Source organism: Serratia sp. BFP-2025 (assembly GCF_050880365.1).
GTDB classification, from domain to species: Bacteria; Pseudomonadota; Gammaproteobacteria; order Enterobacterales; family Enterobacteriaceae; genus Serratia; species Serratia surfactantfaciens.
On the sequence record NZ_JBPAFV010000001.1, the window covers coordinates 523,997 to 541,145 of the forward strand.

Below are 17,149 nucleotides of genomic sequence, written 5' to 3' on the forward strand. Positions count from 1 at the left end.
GCGCCATGAGAATCGTATCGTTGCCTGCATGGGTGCTGTTGGTTGGCGTGTTGTTTCATGGCGGTTTGTGGGCTGCGCCGCCTGCTGGCGAAGTGCGCATTGCCTCGCCGTGGCCTGCGCAAAACGCCATCATCGCGATGCTGGGCTATGGCGACAATATCGTCGGCACATCGAATGTCGCGAAACAGATCCCGCTGTTTCGCCAAAGCCTGCCGCGCATTGACGCCGTCCCGGCGGTGAGTGTGAATAGCGGACAAGAGTTGAATCCGGAACAAATCATCGCGCTTGGCACCCGGCTGCTGTTCGTGCCTGACAGCATGAAAGTGCCGCAATTGGATGTGCTCGAACGGGCCGGCGTACGCGTATTGGCGTTTAAAGCCAATTCGATGGCGGCGCTGCGCGCACGAGTGTTAAAAACGGGCGCCGCGCTGGGGCCGGATGCGCAGGTAAAAGCGCTGGCCTACGATCGCTATTTTTCTCGCAATGTGGCGCGCGTTGCCGAGCGACTGAAAGATTTACCGCCTGGGCAGCGCATTCGCGTTTATCACAGCATGGGCAATCCGTTGACCACCTCAGGTCGACCGTCGCTTAATCAGGATTGGATGGATCTGGCCGGCGCCGTCAACGTGGCGGAAACGTGGTTTGGCCTGAAAAAAGAGGGGGCGGGTGAGGTGGCGTTGGAGCAGATCGTGGCCGCCAATCCGCAGGTGATCGTGGCGATGAACAAGCGCGACGCCGAAGAGATACGCGCCTCTGCGCAATGGCGGGGCATCGATGCCGTTTTACAACATCGGGTCGTGGTCAATCCCAAGGGGATGTTCTGGTGGTGCCGCGAGACCAGCGAAGAGGCGCTGCAGTTTTTATGGTTGGCGAAAACGCTGTACCCGGCGCGTTTCGCCGACATTGACATGCGGGAAGAGACGAGAGATTTTTATCGGGCCTTTTTCGGTCTGTCGCTCAGCGCGGCGCAGATTGACGCTATTCTTAATCCACCCGCTTGAACGTATTCGGGGGCCGAAACGGCCCCCGAATACGTTACCCTACCGCCGGCAGCATGCCGCTGGCGATGCCCAATTGGATGGCGATCACCGTAATCCCGCAGATAAACACCAACGCCAAGGCCGGAGTGCCGCCCCAGACGCGATACTGCGCCTGATGTTTCTGCCGCGTTTTCCACACCAGCAGCGAAGGCAGCAGCAACGCCAGTACCGACAGGGCGATGGCGGCGAACCCCAGCGCCAGCACGAAGCCTCGCGGATAGAACAGCGCGAAGGCCAGCGGCGGCAGGAAGGTGATGGCGCCGGTTTGCAGACGGCCGCGCACGTTGTCTTGACGTTTGAACAGGTCGGCCAGGAAATCGAACAGCCCGAGCGCCACACCGAGGAACGAGGTCGCCAACGCCAGATCGGCGAACAGGTGCACCGCCAGTTCAACGTGCGGCGAAGCGACCGCATCGCGCACCGCCTGTAACAGACCGTTCAACCCGGCTTGCTGCGCCAGAATGCCGACGAAAGTGTCGGAGCTGATGCTGCCCAGCGTCGCCAACTGCCAGAAGATATAGGCGATCAGCGGAATGGCGCTGCCGATGATGAACACCCAGCGCAGTTTGCGAATGTTGCCGCCCATGTAGTTGACGATGCTCGGCACGCTGCCGTGGAAGCCGAATGAGGTGAAGATCACCGGAATGGCCGACAGCGCCAGGCCTTGCTCCAGCGGCAACGTCAGCAGGTTGGTCTGGTGGATATTCGGCAACATCAGGCCGAGCATCACCACCAGGAACACCACCTTGGCGCTGAACAGGATGCGGTTGAACAAATCGACCGAGTGGGTGCCGATGCACACCACACCGCCAGCCACCAGGGTGAACAGCAGGACGCCGAGCGACACCGGGAAGTCCTGCGACGTCCATTGACTGATGCTGGTGGCGAGCAGTTCGCCGGCGCCGCTGATATAGGCGGCGGTGAGCGCGTACATCAGGAACATCATGCTGAAGCTGGTCAGCCACTGGCCGCCGCCGCCGAGATAACGTTTGGCGAGCGTGCCGAGACCGGTATCTGCTTGCTCATGCTGGTAAACCTCCACCAGCAGCAGCGCGGTGTAACACATCAACAGCCACAGCCCGACCAGTAAGGCCAGCGTGACGCCAAAGCCGACGCCGGCCGCCGCCAGCGGCATCGCCAGCATCCCGGCGCCAATGGTGGTGCCCGCCACGATAAAAACACTGCCAAGAGTGCGATTCTTCACGTTTTTTCTCTACCAGCCGAAAGATTTTGAAAATTATAGGTAACGATTTATGAGGATGGCAGGATAGTGGAAGCCCTAATTTGTGTCAAACCGGCGTTACGCGTGATGTAAATTAATATTTACATCAAGGAGGGCGGCACGGCGCATGAAGAACAGAACGATGGCTGAAATTATCCGCCGACGGTTAGTGAAAAGTTATTTACGGGCTTCTATAGTGGAATGACCAAAAAATGTGGGAGAGATCAATGTTAAGGGTGGAGATGCTCAGCACCGGCGATGAGGTGCTGCACGGGCAAATTATTGATACCAACGCCGCCTGGCTGGCGGACTACCTGTTCCAGCAGGGCGTGCCGATGAGCGGGCGTGAAACGGTAGGGGACAGCCTCTCTGCTTTGATCGAGATCCTGCAGGAACGGAGTCATATCGCCGATGTGCTGATCGTCAATGGTGGCCTGGGGCCGACCAGCGACGATCTCAGCGCGTTGGCCGCCGCTAAAGCCTGTGGCGTAGAACTGGTTGAACGGGCCGACTGGGTGGCGCGCATGGAGGCCTATTTCGCCGGGCGCGGGCGGCCAATGGCCCCTTCCAACCGCAAGCAGGCGCAGATCCCGGCCAATGCGGAAATGCTGGACAATCCGGTGGGTACCGCCTGCGGCTTTGCGCTGCAGCTCAACCAATGTCTGATGTTCTTCACGCCTGGCGTGCCGTCGGAATTCAAAGTGATGGTTGAACAGCAGATCGTGCCGCGCCTGCGTCAGCGCTTTACCTTGCCGGCGGCGCCGCTGTGCCTGCGCCTGACCACCTTCGGCACCTCCGAAAGCGATCTGGCCGCCGAGCTGGACGGCATGCCGCTGCCGCCGGACGTGGTGTTGGGTTATCGTTCATCCAGCCCGATCATCGAGTTGAAGTTGACCGGGCCTGAAAGCCGGCGTGCGGAAATGGAACAAGCCTGGCGACGCGTGCGCGAGGTGGCGGGGGACAACTGCATCTTTGAAGGCACCGCCGGTTTGCCGGCGACGCTGACGCAGCGCCTGAATCAGCAAGGATTGACGCTGGCGTTGAGCGAGCAATTCAGCGGCGGGTTGATCAATCTGCAGCTGCAGAGCGAAGGTGCGCCGCTGGCGGGGGGAGAGCTGTTGCCGGCGCATTGCATCGAAACGTTGGAAACAACGCTGGCGCGCGCCCGCTCGCTGGCGGAGTTGACCGGCGCGCCGTTGGCGTTGGCGGTCAGCGCCATGCGCGATGAGCAGGTCAGCATTGCGCTGCACACGCCACGCGGCGGCATTGGCCAGACCGTGCGTTATCGCGCGTCGCGCCACGGCCTGCGGCTGCGTCAGGAGTCGGTGGCGATGTTGGCGTTGGATATGCTGCGTCGTTGGCTGAACGGAGGCCAGGCGTGCGGCCAAAACGCCTGGCTGGAGGTCGTGGAAATTATCGAGTGACGGTCACGGCGAGTTGCCGATTTCGCTGCTTTGCAGCAGCCGCTCGGACGCCAGGCGTGACAGGCGTATCGCCGCCGCGCCCCGCACTTGCAGCCCCTGGCTATAGTCCCTGAGCGCCTGCGCGGCGCTGTCGGCCTGCGCCAGATGCATCGCCAGGCTGGCGGCGTCCGCCAGCGCGCTGTTGGCGCCGAGCCCACCCGCCGGGCTCATGGCGTGCACGGCGTCGCCGAGAAAGGCGATGCGTTCGCTGTGCCACACCGGTATCGCCTTCGTGACCTGCACCGCCCGCACGCTGAGCGACTGGGGCTCCGTCAGCGCTAACGCCGTTTGCAAGGCGGGCGCCCATCCCTGCGAAATATGCCGTACGCGCGCCTGCAGCGCTGCGGCCCCCTCCGCCCGTGCCGGCCCGCCGAGCCGTTCAGCCGATCCGATACAGGCCCAATAAAGATAGTCGTCGACCGGCGTGAGGCGGCAATCGGGCGCGTAGTCGGCCGCCAGCTGCGCCATGGGCGCCTGAAAGCGCATCGGTTCAATCACCAGCGACAAGCCGTCGGCGAAGACAACCGACACGCCGCGCAGCAATTCGAGGGCCAATTGGGCCCGGGTCGCCGCGTTGAGCGGCGTTTTGCCATAGAGGGTGACCACGCCGCTATCTTCGGGCCCCGCCTCGGGCAGGCAGCGCCGCCGCACCAGCGAGTTGACGCCGTCGGCGGCGATCAGCACATCGACCCGCACTTGCTCGCCGTTGGCGAATTGAAGTTCCACACCCTGTGACGTTTGTGCAAACTCACGCAGGGTATAGCCGAAGCGCACCCGATCTTGCAGACCGGCGAGTAGGATTTCGCGCAGCGTTTGCCGATGAACGCCGAGATCGCCGTTTGGTTCTTGCATGGGCTGCTGGCTGGAAGGCAGCCAGTGTTTGGGGCGGCGATCGTTAAGCGGAGCAAGCTGCGGATCCCACAGATTGCTCTCGCCGCTGTTTTGCGCGCTGCTGGCGCAGAGCAACCGATAGTGCGCCGGCGGCAGGCAGGCGGCCAGCGCCTGCTGGCCCGAAGGATCGAGACGCAGCCGGTAACCCTGATCGCGCGCCTGCGGTGTGGTGTCGCGTTCAAACACCGTGGCGTGGATGCCGTAGCGGCGCAGCCCCTGAGCCAGACACAGCCCGCCGGGCCCGGCGCCGATAATGCCAATGTTGAGTGTAGTCATCCTGTTCCCTCGTGAGTCAGTGGCCGTAGACGGTAGCGGCCGGAAGCATTTCATTATGTCGGTGCGGGAAAAGGTTGATATAACGGTATCTGGACTAAAAATAGTGATGAGTGGCCAATATGAACGATAACCCTCATTTTACCGACGCGGACTGCAGCGAATGGCCGGCGGGCCCCTGGCTGATCGCCCTTGGCGGCCGCGATGCGGCGGGCCGGGAGTATCGGTTGGGCACGCGTGAATACGACTGGCATCAGCATGTCCGCGGTCAGCTGCTGTGCGTTGAAAGCGGTTTGCTGCATGTGCGAACGGCGCAAGGCGATTGGGTGCTGCCGCCGGGGCGGGCGGGTTGGATCCCGCCGGCGACGGAGCACCGGGTGCAGGTCTGCGGTGCGCTGAGCGGCTGGAGCCTGTTGCTGGCGCCGGAGGCCTGCACCGATTTGGCGAATAAACCCTGCGTTATCGGCATCAGCGCCGTGCTGCAGGCGCTGGCTCAGCGTGCGGAAGGCTGGGACAAGCGCAGCCTGCTGACCCAGGAGCAGGATCGCATGGCGCAGGTGATGCGGGACGAGATACGTCTGGCGCCGACGGAGCCGCTGCATTTGCCGATGTCGTCTCATCCGCGCCTGGCCGGCGTTCTGCAGGCCTTGCTGGCGCAGCCGGGGAGCGAGCGCACGCTGGAGGCATGGGCCGAATGGGGCGCGATGTCGCCGCGCACCCTGCGGCGGCTGATGATCGGCGAAACGGGATTGAGTTTTGCCCAGTGGCGTCAGCAGGCCCGGTTGTCACATGCATTGGCGAAGCTGGCCGAAGGCGAAACGGTGTTGCAGATCGCTGAAGCGCTGGGGTATGCCTCGCCGAGCAACTTTATCGCCATGTTTCGCAAAGCCTTCGGCGACTCTCCGGCGCGTTATTTTTCCGTATCGGCAGGAAAGAGGCGCTAAGCGGACGCTGCAAGAACAAGAATACCTTGAGGATGGTTATATATCCCTGATTAATCATAATCTTATAGGGGATATTCGCGGTGAGGGAATGCTGTTACTCTCTTGGCGGGTGCTTGAGACTGTTCGTCTTGGGCATTGTGTGACAAGGCGGATAGATGAAAGCCCCAGACTGACTCTCAATCAGAATGGGGCTGCACATACCGCCTAGACACCGGTATGGTAGCCCCTTCGCAGCAAGGAGGCAAGCATGCGCTTAAGGCATGTGTTTCACTCGCTAACCGTTGTATGTATTACGGTTTTGTTATTTATCTGGATGATAAGAGACTCGCTGTGCGAGCTGAAAATCTACCAGGAAAATATCACTATCCTGATCAGGTTGGCGTGTGAGGTGAAGCGGTAATCATAGGGCGGGGGCAACCCCGCCTTCTGGTCTCCAGGCGCGGTTTCCGGCACCCGACTTTAAATTTCCAGCTCGATATCCGTCAGCGGCATGCAGCAGCAGGGCAGGATCTCGCCGGCGTTGATAAACGCCAACGGCTGCTGGCGGTAGGCCACTTCGCCTTTCACCAGTTTCAGGCGGCAGGCGCCGCAATAACCGGAGCGGCATTGGTACTCCACCTGCACGTCGTGCAGTTCCAGCACGTCGAGCAGGCAGTTTTCACTGTTGGGGCAGGAAAGCTGCGTGCCGGCGGCGCGCAGCGTTACGGTTGGCGTCGCCATCGCTTACAGTTCGAAGTCGCTCAGGTCGTCGGCGTTGATCTCCGAGTCGATCTGGCCAACCAGGTAGGAGCTCACTTCCACTTCCTGCGGCGCTACCTGCACGTTATCGGACACCAACCAGGCATTGATCCACGGGATCGGGTTGGAGCGGGTTTCGAACGGCAGGCCGAGGCCGACCGCCTGCATGCGGATATTGGTGATGTATTCCACATACTGGCACAGGATGTCTTTGTTCAGGCCGATCATCGAGCCGTCGCGGAACAGGTATTCCGCCCACTCTTTCTCCTGCTGGGCAGCCAGCACGAACAGATCGTAGCACTGTTGCTGACATTCCTCGGCGATCTCCGCCATTTCAGGATCGTCGGCGCCGGAACGCATCAGGTTCAGCATGTGCTGGGTGCCGGTCAGGTGCAGCGCTTCGTCGCGGGCGATCAGCTTGATGATTTTGGCGTTGCCTTCCATCAGTTCACGCTCGGCGAAAGCGAAGGAGCAGGCGAAGCTGACGTAGAAGCGGATCGCTTCCAGCGCGTTCACGCTCATCAGGCACAGGTACAGCTGCTTCTTCAGCGCGCGCAGATTGACGGTGACGGTTTTACCGTTCACCTGATGGGTGCCTTCACCCAGCAGGTGATAGTAGCTGGTCATCTCGATCAGATCGTCGTAGTAGCCGGAAATGTCTTTCGCGCGCTTTTTGATCTCTTCGTTGGTGACGATGTCGTCGAACACCAGCGCCGGATCGTTGACGATGTTGCGGATGATGTGAGTGTAGGAACGCGAGTGGATGGTCTCGGAGAACGACCAGGTTTCCACCCAGGTTTCCAGCTCAGGGATCGAGATCAGCGGCAGCAGGGCGACGTTCGGGCTGCGGCCCTGAATGGAGTCCAGCAGGGTCTGATACTTCAGGTTGCTGATGAAGATGTGCTTCTCGTGCTCCGGCAGCGCCTGGTAATCGATGCGATCGCGCGAGACGTCAACCTCTTCCGGGCGCCAGAAGAAGGAGAGCTGTTTTTCGATCAGTTTTTCGAAGATTTCATGCTTTTGCTGGTCGAAACGCGCAACGTTTACCGACTGACCGAAGAACATCGGCTCTTGCAGCTGGTCGTTTTTGGTCTGAGAAAAAGTGGTGTAAGCCATAAGCCTGAATCCATCGTAACGTGGCTAAATGAAGGGGCCGGAAAATTCCGGCCCGCTAGGTCAAACTTTAGATCTTGCAGGCGCCGCTTTCGCAGTCGTCATCGCCGGCCTTGGCAGGCTGCAAATCTTCCTGGGCGTCTTCCGCACCGTCGCGGGTGTTCTGGTAGTACAGCGTTTTCACACCGAACTTGTAGGTGGTGAGCAGGTCTTTCAACAGCTGCTTCATCGGCACCTTGCCGCCCGGGAAGCGGGTCGGATCGTAGTTGGTGTTGGCCGAAATCGACTGGTCGATGAATTTCTGCATCAGACCTACCAGCTGCAGGTAGCCGTCGTTGCTCGGCATTTCCCACAGCAGCTCATAGTTGTCTTTCAGACGTTCATACTCCGGCACCACCTGGCGCAGGATGCCGTCTTTCGAGGCCTTGATGCTGATGTGGCCGCGCGGCGGCTCGATGCCGTTGGTGGCGTTGGAAATCTGCGAAGAGGTTTCCGATGGCATCAGGGCGGACAGCGTCGAGTTGCGCAGGCCGGTTTCCTGGATCTCTTTACGCAGGGTTTCCCAGTCGTAATGCAGCGGCTCGTTGCAGACCGCATCCAGGTCTTTCTTGTAGGTGTCGATCGGCAGGATGCCCTGCGAATAGGTGGTCTCTTTGAACCACGGGCAAGCGCCTTGTTCCTGAGCCAGACGGTTGGAGGCTTTCAGCAGGTAGTACTGAATGGCTTCGAACGTTTTGTGGGTCAGGTTGTTGGCGCTGCCGTCGGAGTAACGCACGCCGTTCTTCGCCAGATAATAGGCGAAGTTGATCACGCCGATGCCCAGGGTGCGGCGACCCATCGCGCCACGGTGCGCGGCCTTGATCGGATAATCCTGGTAATCCAGCAGGGCGTCGAGTGAACGCACCGCCAGGGTCGCCAGCTCTTCCAGATCGTCCAGGCTGTCGACCGCGCCCAGGTTGAAGGCGGACAGGGTGCACAGCGCAATTTCGCCGTTCTCGTCGTTGACGTCTTCCAGCGGCTTGGTCGGCAGGGCGATTTCCAGGCACAGGTTGGACTGACGCACCGGCGCGATCTGCGGATCGAACGGGCTGTGGGTGTTGCAGTGGTCGACGTTCTGAATGTAGATGCGGCCGGTAGAGGCGCGCTCTTGCATCATCAGCGAGAACAGCTCAACCGCTTTCACGCGCTTCTGGCGAATGCTGTCGTCTTTCTCGTACTGGGTATACAGGCGCTCGAATTCGTCCTGATCGGCGAAGAACGCGTCATACAGCCCCGGCACGTCGGACGGGCTGAACAGGGTGATGTCTTCGCCCTTGATCAGACGCTGGTACATCAGGCGGTTCAGCTGCACGCCGTAGTCCATGTGACGCACGCGGTTGCCTTCAACGCCGCGGTTGTTTTTCAACACCAGCAGGCTTTCCACTTCCAGGTGCCACATCGGGTAGAACAGCGTTGCCGCGCCACCGCGTACGCCGCCCTGCGAGCAGGATTTAACGGCGGTCTGGAAGTGTTTGTAGAACGGGATGCAGCCGGTATGGAAGGCTTCACCGCCACGGATCGGGCTGCCCAGCGCGCGGATGCGGCCGGCGTTGATGCCGATGCCGGCGCGTTGCGAAACGTATTTCACAATGGCGCTGGAGGTGGCGTTGATGGAATCCAGGCTGTCGCCGCACTCGATCAGCACGCAGGAGCTGAACTGGCGGGTTGGGGTGCGCACGCCGGACATGATCGGCGTAGGCAGCGAAATCTTGAAGGTGGAAATCGCGTCGTAGAAACGTTTGACGTAATCCAGACGGGTTTCACGCGGGTAGTTGGAGAACAGGCAGGCGGACACCAGCATGTACAGGAACTGGGCGCTTTCGTAGATCTCGCCGCTGACGCGGTTCTGCACCAGATACTTGCCTTCCAGCTGCTTGACGGCGGCATAAGAGAAGTTCATGTCGCGCCAGTGATCGATAAAGGAGTCCATCTGCTCGAACTCTTCAGCGCTGTAGTCTTCCAGCAGATGTTTATCGTATTTGCCCATCTCAACCATGCGAATCACGTGAGCGTGCAGCTTCGGCGGCTCGAACTGGCCGTAAGCCTTTTTACGCAGGTGGAATATCGCCAGGCGAGCGGCCAGGTACTGATAGTCCGGCGCATCGCGGGAGATCAGGTCGGCAGCGGCTTTGATGATGGTTTCATGAATGTCGGCGGTTTTGATGCCGTCATAAAACTGAATGTGCGAACGCAACTCTACTTGAGAAACCGAGACGTTGTGCAATCCTTCTGCGGCCCAATCGATGACCCGGTGGATTTTGTCGAGGTTGATGCGCTCTTTACGGCCATCGCGTTTAGTTACAAGCAGACTTTGGTTCATGTGGTGTTTTACCTGTCCGTATGGTGCCCCTAAGCAGAAGTGTAGTCGCTCTGCTCAGTATGTAAACACTATATATAGGGGTTGTATGTCGGTGAGGTAACAAGATAGTGAGAAAAAACGGCCTTTGCAAGTGAACAAAATCGGCCTAATTTGTGGATAACTTGGGGGTGAAATGTAACTTGCCGCGCGAAGCGCGCGCCGTGACTGGCGCGACAAGCTTGTCAATAAGCGTGATCAGATTTTCCTTAAAAACTGAAAAAGCCGATCGTTTGACGCTTTATTAAACGTTAGAAAAAAACGGCATATTGATCTGATTTAATATTCTAAAAACCTGTTTACAACGGCGATTTTGATCGAAGTCGTGGAAATTAGGTATTTTTCTTAATACGCCGCTGGCGCCGTACCCCGGTAACGCAGGGCCGGCGCGGCATACGGCGCTCAACCTTCGTGCTGGGTGTGCACCATGTAGTTCACGTCAACGTTGCGGCCAAGCTTGAAATGATCGGTGATCGGGTTGTAATGCAGGCCGATCATATGCTTTTCGCGCAGCGGCGTGCCGTCGACCCAACCGATCAGTTCGGAGGGGCGAATGAACTTCTTATGATCGTGGGTGCCCTGCGGCACCATCTTCAGCACGTACTCTGCGCCGATCACCGCCATCAGCCAAGCTTTGGTGTTGCGGTTGATGGTGGAGAAGAACACATGGCCGCCCGGTTTCACCAACTGGGCGCAGGCCCGCACTACCGAGGCCGGATCCGGCACGTGCTCCAGCATCTCCATGCAGGTGACCACGTCGTAGCGCTGCGGGTTGACCTGAGCATGGCTTTCCACCGTCTCCTGCACGTAAGTCACGTTTATGCCGCTTTCCAGCGCATGCAGACGAGCGACCTGCAGCGGTTCCGCACCCATGTCCAGGCCGGTCACCTGCGCGCCTTCGCGCGCCATGCTTTCCGCCAGAATGCCGCCGCCGCAGCCCACGTCGAGCACCTGCTTGTCAAAAATGCCGCCGGCGCGCTGCATGATGTAGTTCAGGCGCAGCGGGTTGATGCGGTGCAGCGGTTTGAACTCGCCTTCCAGATCCCACCAGCGGGAGGCGACGGCCTCGAACTTGGCGATTTCCTGGTGGTCAACGTTTTGCGCGTGGCTGGATGATTCTGCGTTCATGGGCTTGTCTGGCTCCTTGTTCTCGTTGCGCGGATTATACATGTTCCGACGCGGCATCGTCTGCGCCGATGCGTTTTTCGCGCACGAATCTGCACAATTTCCGTGAAACAGCGGCGGTTATTTTCCCGTAAAGCGCGCTTTGTGATATAGTTTTACACCTTTGCCACTATGGCAGCGGGCAGATGAATCATTAGTAGAGGGATAGCAGCTCCATGAGCGACCTTGCCAGAGAAATCACACCGGTAAACATCGAAGACGAGTTGAAAAACTCGTATCTGGACTACGCGATGTCCGTTATTGTCGGACGCGCGCTGCCAGATGTTCGTGATGGTCTGAAGCCGGTTCACCGCCGCGTTCTGTACGCGATGAGCGTACTGGGTAACGACTGGAATAAACCATACAAGAAATCGGCCCGTGTCGTCGGGGACGTGATCGGTAAATATCACCCACACGGTGACAGCGCGGTTTACGACACTATCGTGCGTATGGCTCAGCCGTTTTCACTGCGCTACATGCTGGTGGACGGTCAGGGTAACTTCGGTTCCGTCGACGGCGACTCCGCCGCGGCGATGCGTTATACCGAAGTGCGCATGTCCAAGATTGCTCACGAACTGTTGGCGGATCTGGAAAAAGAAACCGTCGACTTCGTGCCTAACTATGATGGCACCGAGCAGATCCCGGCCGTCATGCCGACCAAGATCCCGAACCTGCTGGTCAACGGCTCGTCGGGCATCGCCGTGGGTATGGCCACCAATATTCCACCGCACAACCTGGCTGAAGTCGTCAACGGCTGCCTGGCCTATATCGATGATGAAAACATCAGCATCGAAGGGCTGATGGAACACATTCCGGGGCCGGACTTCCCGACGGCGGCGATTATCAACGGCCGTCGCGGCATTGAAGAGGCCTACCGCACCGGGCGCGGCAAAGTCTACCTGCGCGCGCGCGCGGAAGTGGAAGCCGACGCCAAGACCGGCCGCGAAACCATCATCGTTCATGAGATCCCGTATCAGGTGAACAAGGCGCGTCTGATCGAGAAGATCGCCGAGCTGGTGAAAGAGAAACGCGTCGAAGGCATCAGCGCGCTGCGCGACGAGTCCGATAAAGACGGCATGCGTATCGTGATCGAAGTCAAACGCGACGCGGTCGGCGAAGTGGTGCTGAACAACCTGTATGCGCTGACGCAACTGCAGGTTACCTTCGGCATCAACATGGTGGCATTGCATCAGGGCCAGCCTAAGCTGTTGAACCTGAAAGACATCCTCGAAGCCTTCGTGCGCCATCGCCGCGAAGTGGTTACCCGCCGCACCATCTTCGAACTGCGTAAGGCCCGCGACCGCGCCCATATCCTGGAAGCGCTGGCCATCGCGTTGGCCAACATCGATCCGATCATCGAGTTGATTCGCCGTGCGCCGACGCCGGCGGAAGCAAAAGTCGCGCTGGTGGCGCAGCCGTGGGATCTGGGCAACGTCAGCGCCATGCTGGAGCGCGCCGGTGACGACGCCGCCCGCCCTGAGTGGCTGGAGCCGGAGTTCGGTATCCGCGACGGCAAGTACTACCTGACCGAGCAGCAGGCTCAGGCGATTCTGGATCTGCGTCTGCAGAAACTGACCGGTCTGGAGCATGAAAAGCTGCTGGACGAATACAAAGAGCTGCTCAACTTTATCGCCGAGCTGATCTTCATTCTGGAAAGCCCAGAACGTCTGATGGAAGTGATCCGCGAAGAGCTGGTGGCGGTCAAAGAGCTGTACAACGACGGCCGTCGCACCGAGATCACCGCCAATACTTCCGACATCAACATCGAAGACCTGATCAACCAGGAAGATGTGGTGGTGACCCTGTCTCACCAGGGGTACGTGAAGTATCAGCCGCTGTCCGACTATGAAGCTCAGCGCCGCGGCGGCAAAGGCAAGTCCGCCGCGCGTATTAAAGAAGAAGACTTTATCGATCGCCTGCTGGTGGCCAACACCCACGATACGATCCTGTGCTTCTCCAGCCGTGGCCGCCTGTACTGGATGAAGGTGTATCAACTGCCTGAAGCCAGCCGTGGCGCGCGCGGTCGCCCAATCGTCAACCTGCTGCCGCTGGAAGCCGATGAGCGTATCACCGCCATCCTGCCGGTGCGCGAGTATGAAGAAGGGCGTCACGTGTTCATGGCTACCGCCAGTGGTACCGTGAAGAAAACCGCGCTGACCGAGTTCAGCCGTCCGCGCAGCGCCGGCATCATCGCCGTCAACCTCAACGAGGGCGACGAGCTGATCGGTGTCGATCTGACCGACGGCAGCAACGAAGTGATGCTGTTCTCCGCCAACGGTAAAGTGGTGCGCTTCCCGGAAACGCAGGTTCGTTCGATGGGCCGTACCGCCACCGGCGTGCGCGGCATCAACCTCGGCGAAGGCGACAGCGTGATCTCCCTGATCGTGCCGCGCGGCGAAGGCGATATCCTGACCGTCACGCAAAACGGCTTCGGTAAACGTACCGCCGTGACCGAATACCCGACCAAGTCACGCGCCACCCAGGGGGTTATCTCCATCAAGGTGAGCGAGCGTAACGGTCAGGTGGTCGGCGCCGTGCAGGTGGAAACCAGCGACCAGATCATGATGATCACCGATGCCGGCACGCTGGTGCGTACCCGCGTTTCGGAAGTCAGCGTGGTGGGCCGTAACACCCAGGGCGTGACGTTGATCCGCACGGCGGAAGACGAAAACGTCGTCGGCCTGCAGCGCGTGGCCGAGCCGGTGGAAGACGAAGAGCTGGACAGCCTGGAGCCGGGCGCGGAAGCGGCGGAAGAAGACAGCACGCCGCTGGACGATGGTGACGACGCGGCTGAGCCGATGGACGACGACAACGTTTAAGCAAGGTGAAGGCGTCGGCATGCCGACACCGTAATGCACCGAGACAAAAGGGCCTGGCAGCGATGCTAGGCCCTTTTTCAGTTATATGGTTTAATTGGGCACCGAGCCGCCGGCCGCCGCGCCGGCGACAACGCGCGCCGTCACTGACTTTCGTATGGTACCCGATTGAAATACTTAGCCTCTTTTCGAACTACGCTGAAGATATCCCGCTATCTGTTTCGGGTGCTGGCGATTTTGCTGTGGTCGTTGGGAGCGCTGCTCACCACCTTTTATATTCTGAATATTCTGCATCAGAAAGAGTCGGACATCCGGCAGGAATACAACCTCAATTTCGATCAGGCGCAGGGCTACATCCGCCATTCCGCCGATATCATCCGCGACATCAAGTATATGGCGGAGAACCGCCTCAACGGTTCGGTCAGCAGCCTGGACATGTTCAGCGGGGTGTTTCCCGGCAAGGGCAGCCCGCCGCAATTCTTCCCGCTGTACCCGGAGTCCAACTGCGCGCTGAGCACCACCTACCGCAGTTCGCTCGATTCGCTAAGCGGCCTGATCCAGTATTGGAAAGAGAACTTCGTGGCGGCCTACGATCTTAACCGGGTGTTCTTCATCGGCGGCGACAGCCTGTGCATGGCGGAGTTCGGCGGCGGCAATGCGGTCGCCAACCGGGAAAACGTGCTCAAGTCGCTGCATGAGCGCATTCTAAAATACCGCAATGCCAAGAATCTGGATAAAGACAACAACCTGTATTGGATCAGCCCCAGCGCGCAGCGGCCGGACGTCGGTTATCTGTATGTGTTGACGCCGATTTATATCGGCAACAAGCTGGAAGCGCTGCTGGGCATCGAGCAAACCGTTCGGCTGGAGGACTTCGTCACCGCCGGCAACCTGCCGATCGGCGTCACGCTGCTGGATGAGAACAACGAGCCGGTGCTGCGCCTGGCGGATGGCGATCGCTATGCCGCTTCGCTTAACAGCTATCCCGCAGAGCACGCCTACTTTGGCTATGTCGACAATTACCGCGACCTGATCCTGAAGAAAGCGCTGCCGCCTTCTTCGCTGAGCATCGTCTATGCGCTGCCGGTGAAAAGCGTGGTGGAACGCTTCAAGATGCTGATCCTCAACGCGCTATTGCTGAACCTGCTGTCGGCCATCGTGCTGTTCACGCTGGCGTGGCTGTTTGAGCGCAAGATGTTCCTGCCGGCGGAGGACAACGCCTTCCGGTTGGAAGAACACGAGCAGTTCAACCGCAAGATCGTCGCCTCGGCGCCGGTGGGCATCTGTATCCTGCGCATCAGCGATGGCACCAATATCCTGAGCAACGAGCTGGCGCACAACTACATCAATCTGTTGACCCACGAAGATCGCGATCGCATTACGCGCATCATTTGCGAACAGCAGGCGAATTTCGTCGATGTGATGACCAGCAACAACAACAACCTGCAGATTAGCTTTGTTCACTCGCGCTACCGTAACGAAGAGGTGGCGATCTGCGTGCTGGTGGACGTCAGCGCGCGCGTGAAGATGGAAGAGTCGCTGCAGGAGATGGCGGCGGCGGCGGAGCAGGCCAGCCAGTCGAAATCGATGTTCCTGGCCACCGTCAGCCATGAACTGCGCACGCCGCTGTACGGCATTATCGGTAACCTCGATCTGTTGCAAACCAAGGCGTTGCCGCAAGGGGTGGACCGGCTGGTCAATGCGATGAACAACTCTTCCGGCCTGCTGCTGAAGATCATCAGCGATATCCTCGACTTCTCCAAGATCGAGTCCGAACAGCTGAAGATCGAGCCGCGCGAGTTCTCCTGCCTGGAGGTGATCACCCATATCGCCGGCAACTACTTGCCGCTGGTGGTGAAAAAACGTCTGGGGCTGTACTGCTTTATCGAACAGAACGTGCCGGAGCGCATCTTCGGCGATCCGGTGCGCTTGCAGCAGGTGCTGTCCAACCTGGTGAACAACGCCATCAAGTTCACCGATACCGGCTGCATCGTGCTGCAGGTCTGCACTCGCGGCAGCTATCTGGAGTTCAGCGTGCGCGATACCGGCGTCGGCATCCCGGAGAAGGAGATCTCGCGCTTGTTCGATCCGTTCTTCCAGGTCGGCACCGGCGTGCAGCGCCATTTCCAGGGAACCGGTCTGGGGTTGGCGATCTGTGAAAAACTGATCAACCTGATGGACGGCGATATCGCCGTCGAGTCCGAACCGGGGCTGGGCAGTCTGTTCAGCATCCGCATTCCGCTGTTCAACGCCCAGTTCCCCATCCCGCAGGCCAGTGATACCTGGCAAGGCCGTCGGCTGTGGCTGGATATCCGCAATCAGCGGCTGGAAAGCTACCTGATGGCCATCCTGGGCGGGTACGGCGCGGATATCCAGCGCTATGACGGTCAGGAGACCGCCGCCGGCGAGGTGATGCTCAGCGATCATCCGCTGATGCTGGATACGCCGCTGCTGGCTCAGATCCAGTTCTCCACCGAGCATATCGGCCCATCGCTGGAAACCCGGCCAGGCTATTGGATGCACAGTACATCCACGCCGCGCGAAACGCTGACCTTGCTCAACCGGTTGTTCGGCGTCGGCGGCGGCGCGGCAGAGGGGCTGGTGCAACTGCCGGTGCCCGCCAAGGCCAGCGCGGCGGACAACGGCGATATTCATCTGCTGGTGGTCGATGATCATCCGATCAACCGTCGCCTGCTGTCTGATCAGCTGGGATCGCTGGGATATCAGGTGGTGACCGCCAACGATGGCGTGGATGCGCTCGGCGTGCTGAAACAGCACCGCGTCGATATTGTGCTGACCGACGTCAATATGCCGAATATGGATGGCTATCGCCTGACGCAAGAGCTACGGCAGATGCAGTTCAGCGCGCCGGTGATCGGCGTGACGGCGAACGCGCTGGCGGAAGAGAGGCAGCGCTGCCTCGAGGCGGGCATGGATAATTGCCTGTCGAAACCGGTCACGCTGGAGACGCTGGAGCAGACGCTGGCGTATTACAGCCAACAGGTACGCTACAACCGCAGCGAGGCCTGAAAAGCAAACAGGCACGGCGAATGCCGTGCCTGTTTGGCGTTAACCTGCCGTGAGGCGAGG

At 59.7% G+C, this 17,149-nt stretch carries 12 protein-coding genes; 6 read left to right on the forward strand and 6 right to left on the reverse strand.

The features are described from left to right. Positions 1-5: 5 nt before the first annotated feature. Entirely contained in the window at positions 6-1,001 is a 996-nt protein-coding gene (locus ACRAWE_RS02530; RefSeq protein WP_177342841.1) for an ABC transporter substrate-binding protein, read from the forward strand. Between the two features lie 34 nt (positions 1,002-1,035). Here the strand turns inward: ACRAWE_RS02530 and tyrP are convergent, their stop codons facing one another. Beyond that, positions 1,036-2,244, reverse strand: coding sequence for a tyrosine transporter TyrP (tyrP, locus tag ACRAWE_RS02535; RefSeq protein ID WP_063919773.1), 1,209 nt, complete (start codon positions 2,242-2,244; stop codon positions 1,036-1,038). A 245-nt stretch (positions 2,245-2,489) separates the two neighbouring features. Between tyrP and ACRAWE_RS02540 the strand changes: the two genes are divergently transcribed. Beyond that, positions 2,490-3,686 (forward strand): nicotinamide mononucleotide deamidase-related protein YfaY, encoded by a 1,197-nt coding sequence (locus ACRAWE_RS02540; RefSeq protein ID WP_025160177.1) that lies wholly within the window; start codon positions 2,490-2,492, stop codon positions 3,684-3,686. A 3-nt stretch (positions 3,687-3,689) separates the two neighbouring features. On the opposite strand, the gene ACRAWE_RS02545 is transcribed toward ACRAWE_RS02540, so the two are convergent. Next, positions 3,690-4,892: an FAD-dependent oxidoreductase gene (locus ACRAWE_RS02545; RefSeq protein WP_432524662.1), complete on the reverse strand. Its 1,203-nt coding sequence runs from the start codon at positions 4,890-4,892 to the stop codon at positions 3,690-3,692. Positions 4,893-5,011: 119 nt separating this feature from the next. Between ACRAWE_RS02545 and ACRAWE_RS02550 the strand changes: the two genes are divergently transcribed. Beyond that, positions 5,012-5,833, forward strand: coding sequence for an AraC family transcriptional regulator (locus tag ACRAWE_RS02550; protein ID WP_019453696.1), 822 nt, complete (start codon positions 5,012-5,014; stop codon positions 5,831-5,833). 247 nt (positions 5,834-6,080) lie between these two features. After that, the gene (locus tag ACRAWE_RS02555; protein ID WP_004935921.1) at positions 6,081-6,233 is read left to right on the forward strand and encodes a Hok/Gef family protein; all 153 of its coding nucleotides are present in this window, start codon (positions 6,081-6,083) and stop codon (positions 6,231-6,233) included. 59 nt (positions 6,234-6,292) lie between these two features. Here the strand turns inward: ACRAWE_RS02555 and yfaE are convergent, their stop codons facing one another. The 4 genes from yfaE to ubiG all read right to left on the reverse strand — a co-directional run bounded on the left by yfaE (position 6,293) and on the right by ubiG (position 11,207). Continuing rightward, positions 6,293-6,553 carry a class I ribonucleotide reductase maintenance protein YfaE gene (gene yfaE, locus ACRAWE_RS02560; protein WP_019453695.1) on the reverse strand — a complete coding sequence of 87 codons (261 nt, stop codon included), beginning with the start codon at positions 6,551-6,553 and terminating at the stop codon, positions 6,293-6,295. A 3-nt stretch (positions 6,554-6,556) separates the two neighbouring features. Continuing rightward, positions 6,557-7,687 carry a class Ia ribonucleoside-diphosphate reductase subunit beta gene (nrdB, locus tag ACRAWE_RS02565; RefSeq protein ID WP_019453694.1) on the reverse strand — a complete coding sequence of 377 codons (1,131 nt, stop codon included), beginning with the start codon at positions 7,685-7,687 and terminating at the stop codon, positions 6,557-6,559. Between the two features lie 67 nt (positions 7,688-7,754). Beyond that, entirely contained in the window at positions 7,755-10,043 is a 2,289-nt protein-coding gene (gene nrdA / locus ACRAWE_RS02570; RefSeq protein ID WP_432524665.1) for a class 1a ribonucleoside-diphosphate reductase subunit alpha, read from the reverse strand. A 438-nt stretch (positions 10,044-10,481) separates the two neighbouring features. Next, entirely contained in the window at positions 10,482-11,207 is a 726-nt protein-coding gene (gene ubiG, locus ACRAWE_RS02575) for a bifunctional 2-polyprenyl-6-hydroxyphenol methylase/3-demethylubiquinol 3-O-methyltransferase UbiG (RefSeq protein ID WP_432524667.1), read from the reverse strand. Positions 11,208-11,419: 212 nt separating this feature from the next. Between ubiG and gyrA the strand changes: the two genes are divergently transcribed. Continuing rightward, a complete protein-coding gene (gyrA, locus tag ACRAWE_RS02580; RefSeq protein ID WP_019453691.1) occupies positions 11,420-14,062 on the forward strand; it encodes a DNA topoisomerase (ATP-hydrolyzing) subunit A in 2,643 nt (880 codons plus the stop codon). 165 nt (positions 14,063-14,227) lie between these two features. Beyond that, the gene (rcsC, locus tag ACRAWE_RS02585; RefSeq protein WP_211130443.1) at positions 14,228-17,089 is read left to right on the forward strand and encodes a two-component system sensor histidine kinase RcsC; all 2,862 of its coding nucleotides are present in this window, start codon (positions 14,228-14,230) and stop codon (positions 17,087-17,089) included. The last annotated feature ends 60 nt before the right edge of the window (positions 17,090-17,149 follow it).

What these genes read in the sequence shown, in the direction of transcription:
- ACRAWE_RS02555 (WP_004935921.1), top strand. Translation starts at nt 6,081, where the DNA reads ATGCGCTTAAGGCATGTGTTTCACTCGCTAACCGTTGTATGTATTACG.
- nrdA (WP_432524665.1), bottom strand. Translation starts at nt 10,043, where the DNA reads ATGAACCAAAGTCTGCTTGTAACTAAACGCGATGGCCGTAAAGAGCGC.
- ACRAWE_RS02530 (WP_177342841.1), top strand. Translation starts at nt 6, where the DNA reads ATGAGAATCGTATCGTTGCCTGCATGGGTGCTGTTGGTTGGCGTGTTG.
- ACRAWE_RS02540 (WP_025160177.1), top strand. Translation starts at nt 2,490, where the DNA reads ATGTTAAGGGTGGAGATGCTCAGCACCGGCGATGAGGTGCTGCACGGG.
- yfaE (WP_019453695.1), bottom strand. Translation starts at nt 6,553, where the DNA reads ATGGCGACGCCAACCGTAACGCTGCGCGCCGCCGGCACGCAGCTTTCC.
- ACRAWE_RS02545 (WP_432524662.1), bottom strand. Translation starts at nt 4,892, where the DNA reads ATGACTACACTCAACATTGGCATTATCGGCGCCGGGCCCGGCGGGCTG.
- gyrA (WP_019453691.1), top strand. Translation starts at nt 11,420, where the DNA reads ATGAGCGACCTTGCCAGAGAAATCACACCGGTAAACATCGAAGACGAG.
- nrdB (WP_019453694.1), bottom strand. Translation starts at nt 7,687, where the DNA reads ATGGCTTACACCACTTTTTCTCAGACCAAAAACGACCAGCTGCAAGAG.
- ACRAWE_RS02550 (WP_019453696.1), top strand. Translation starts at nt 5,012, where the DNA reads ATGAACGATAACCCTCATTTTACCGACGCGGACTGCAGCGAATGGCCG.
- ubiG (WP_432524667.1), bottom strand. Translation starts at nt 11,207, where the DNA reads ATGAACGCAGAATCATCCAGCCACGCGCAAAACGTTGACCACCAGGAA.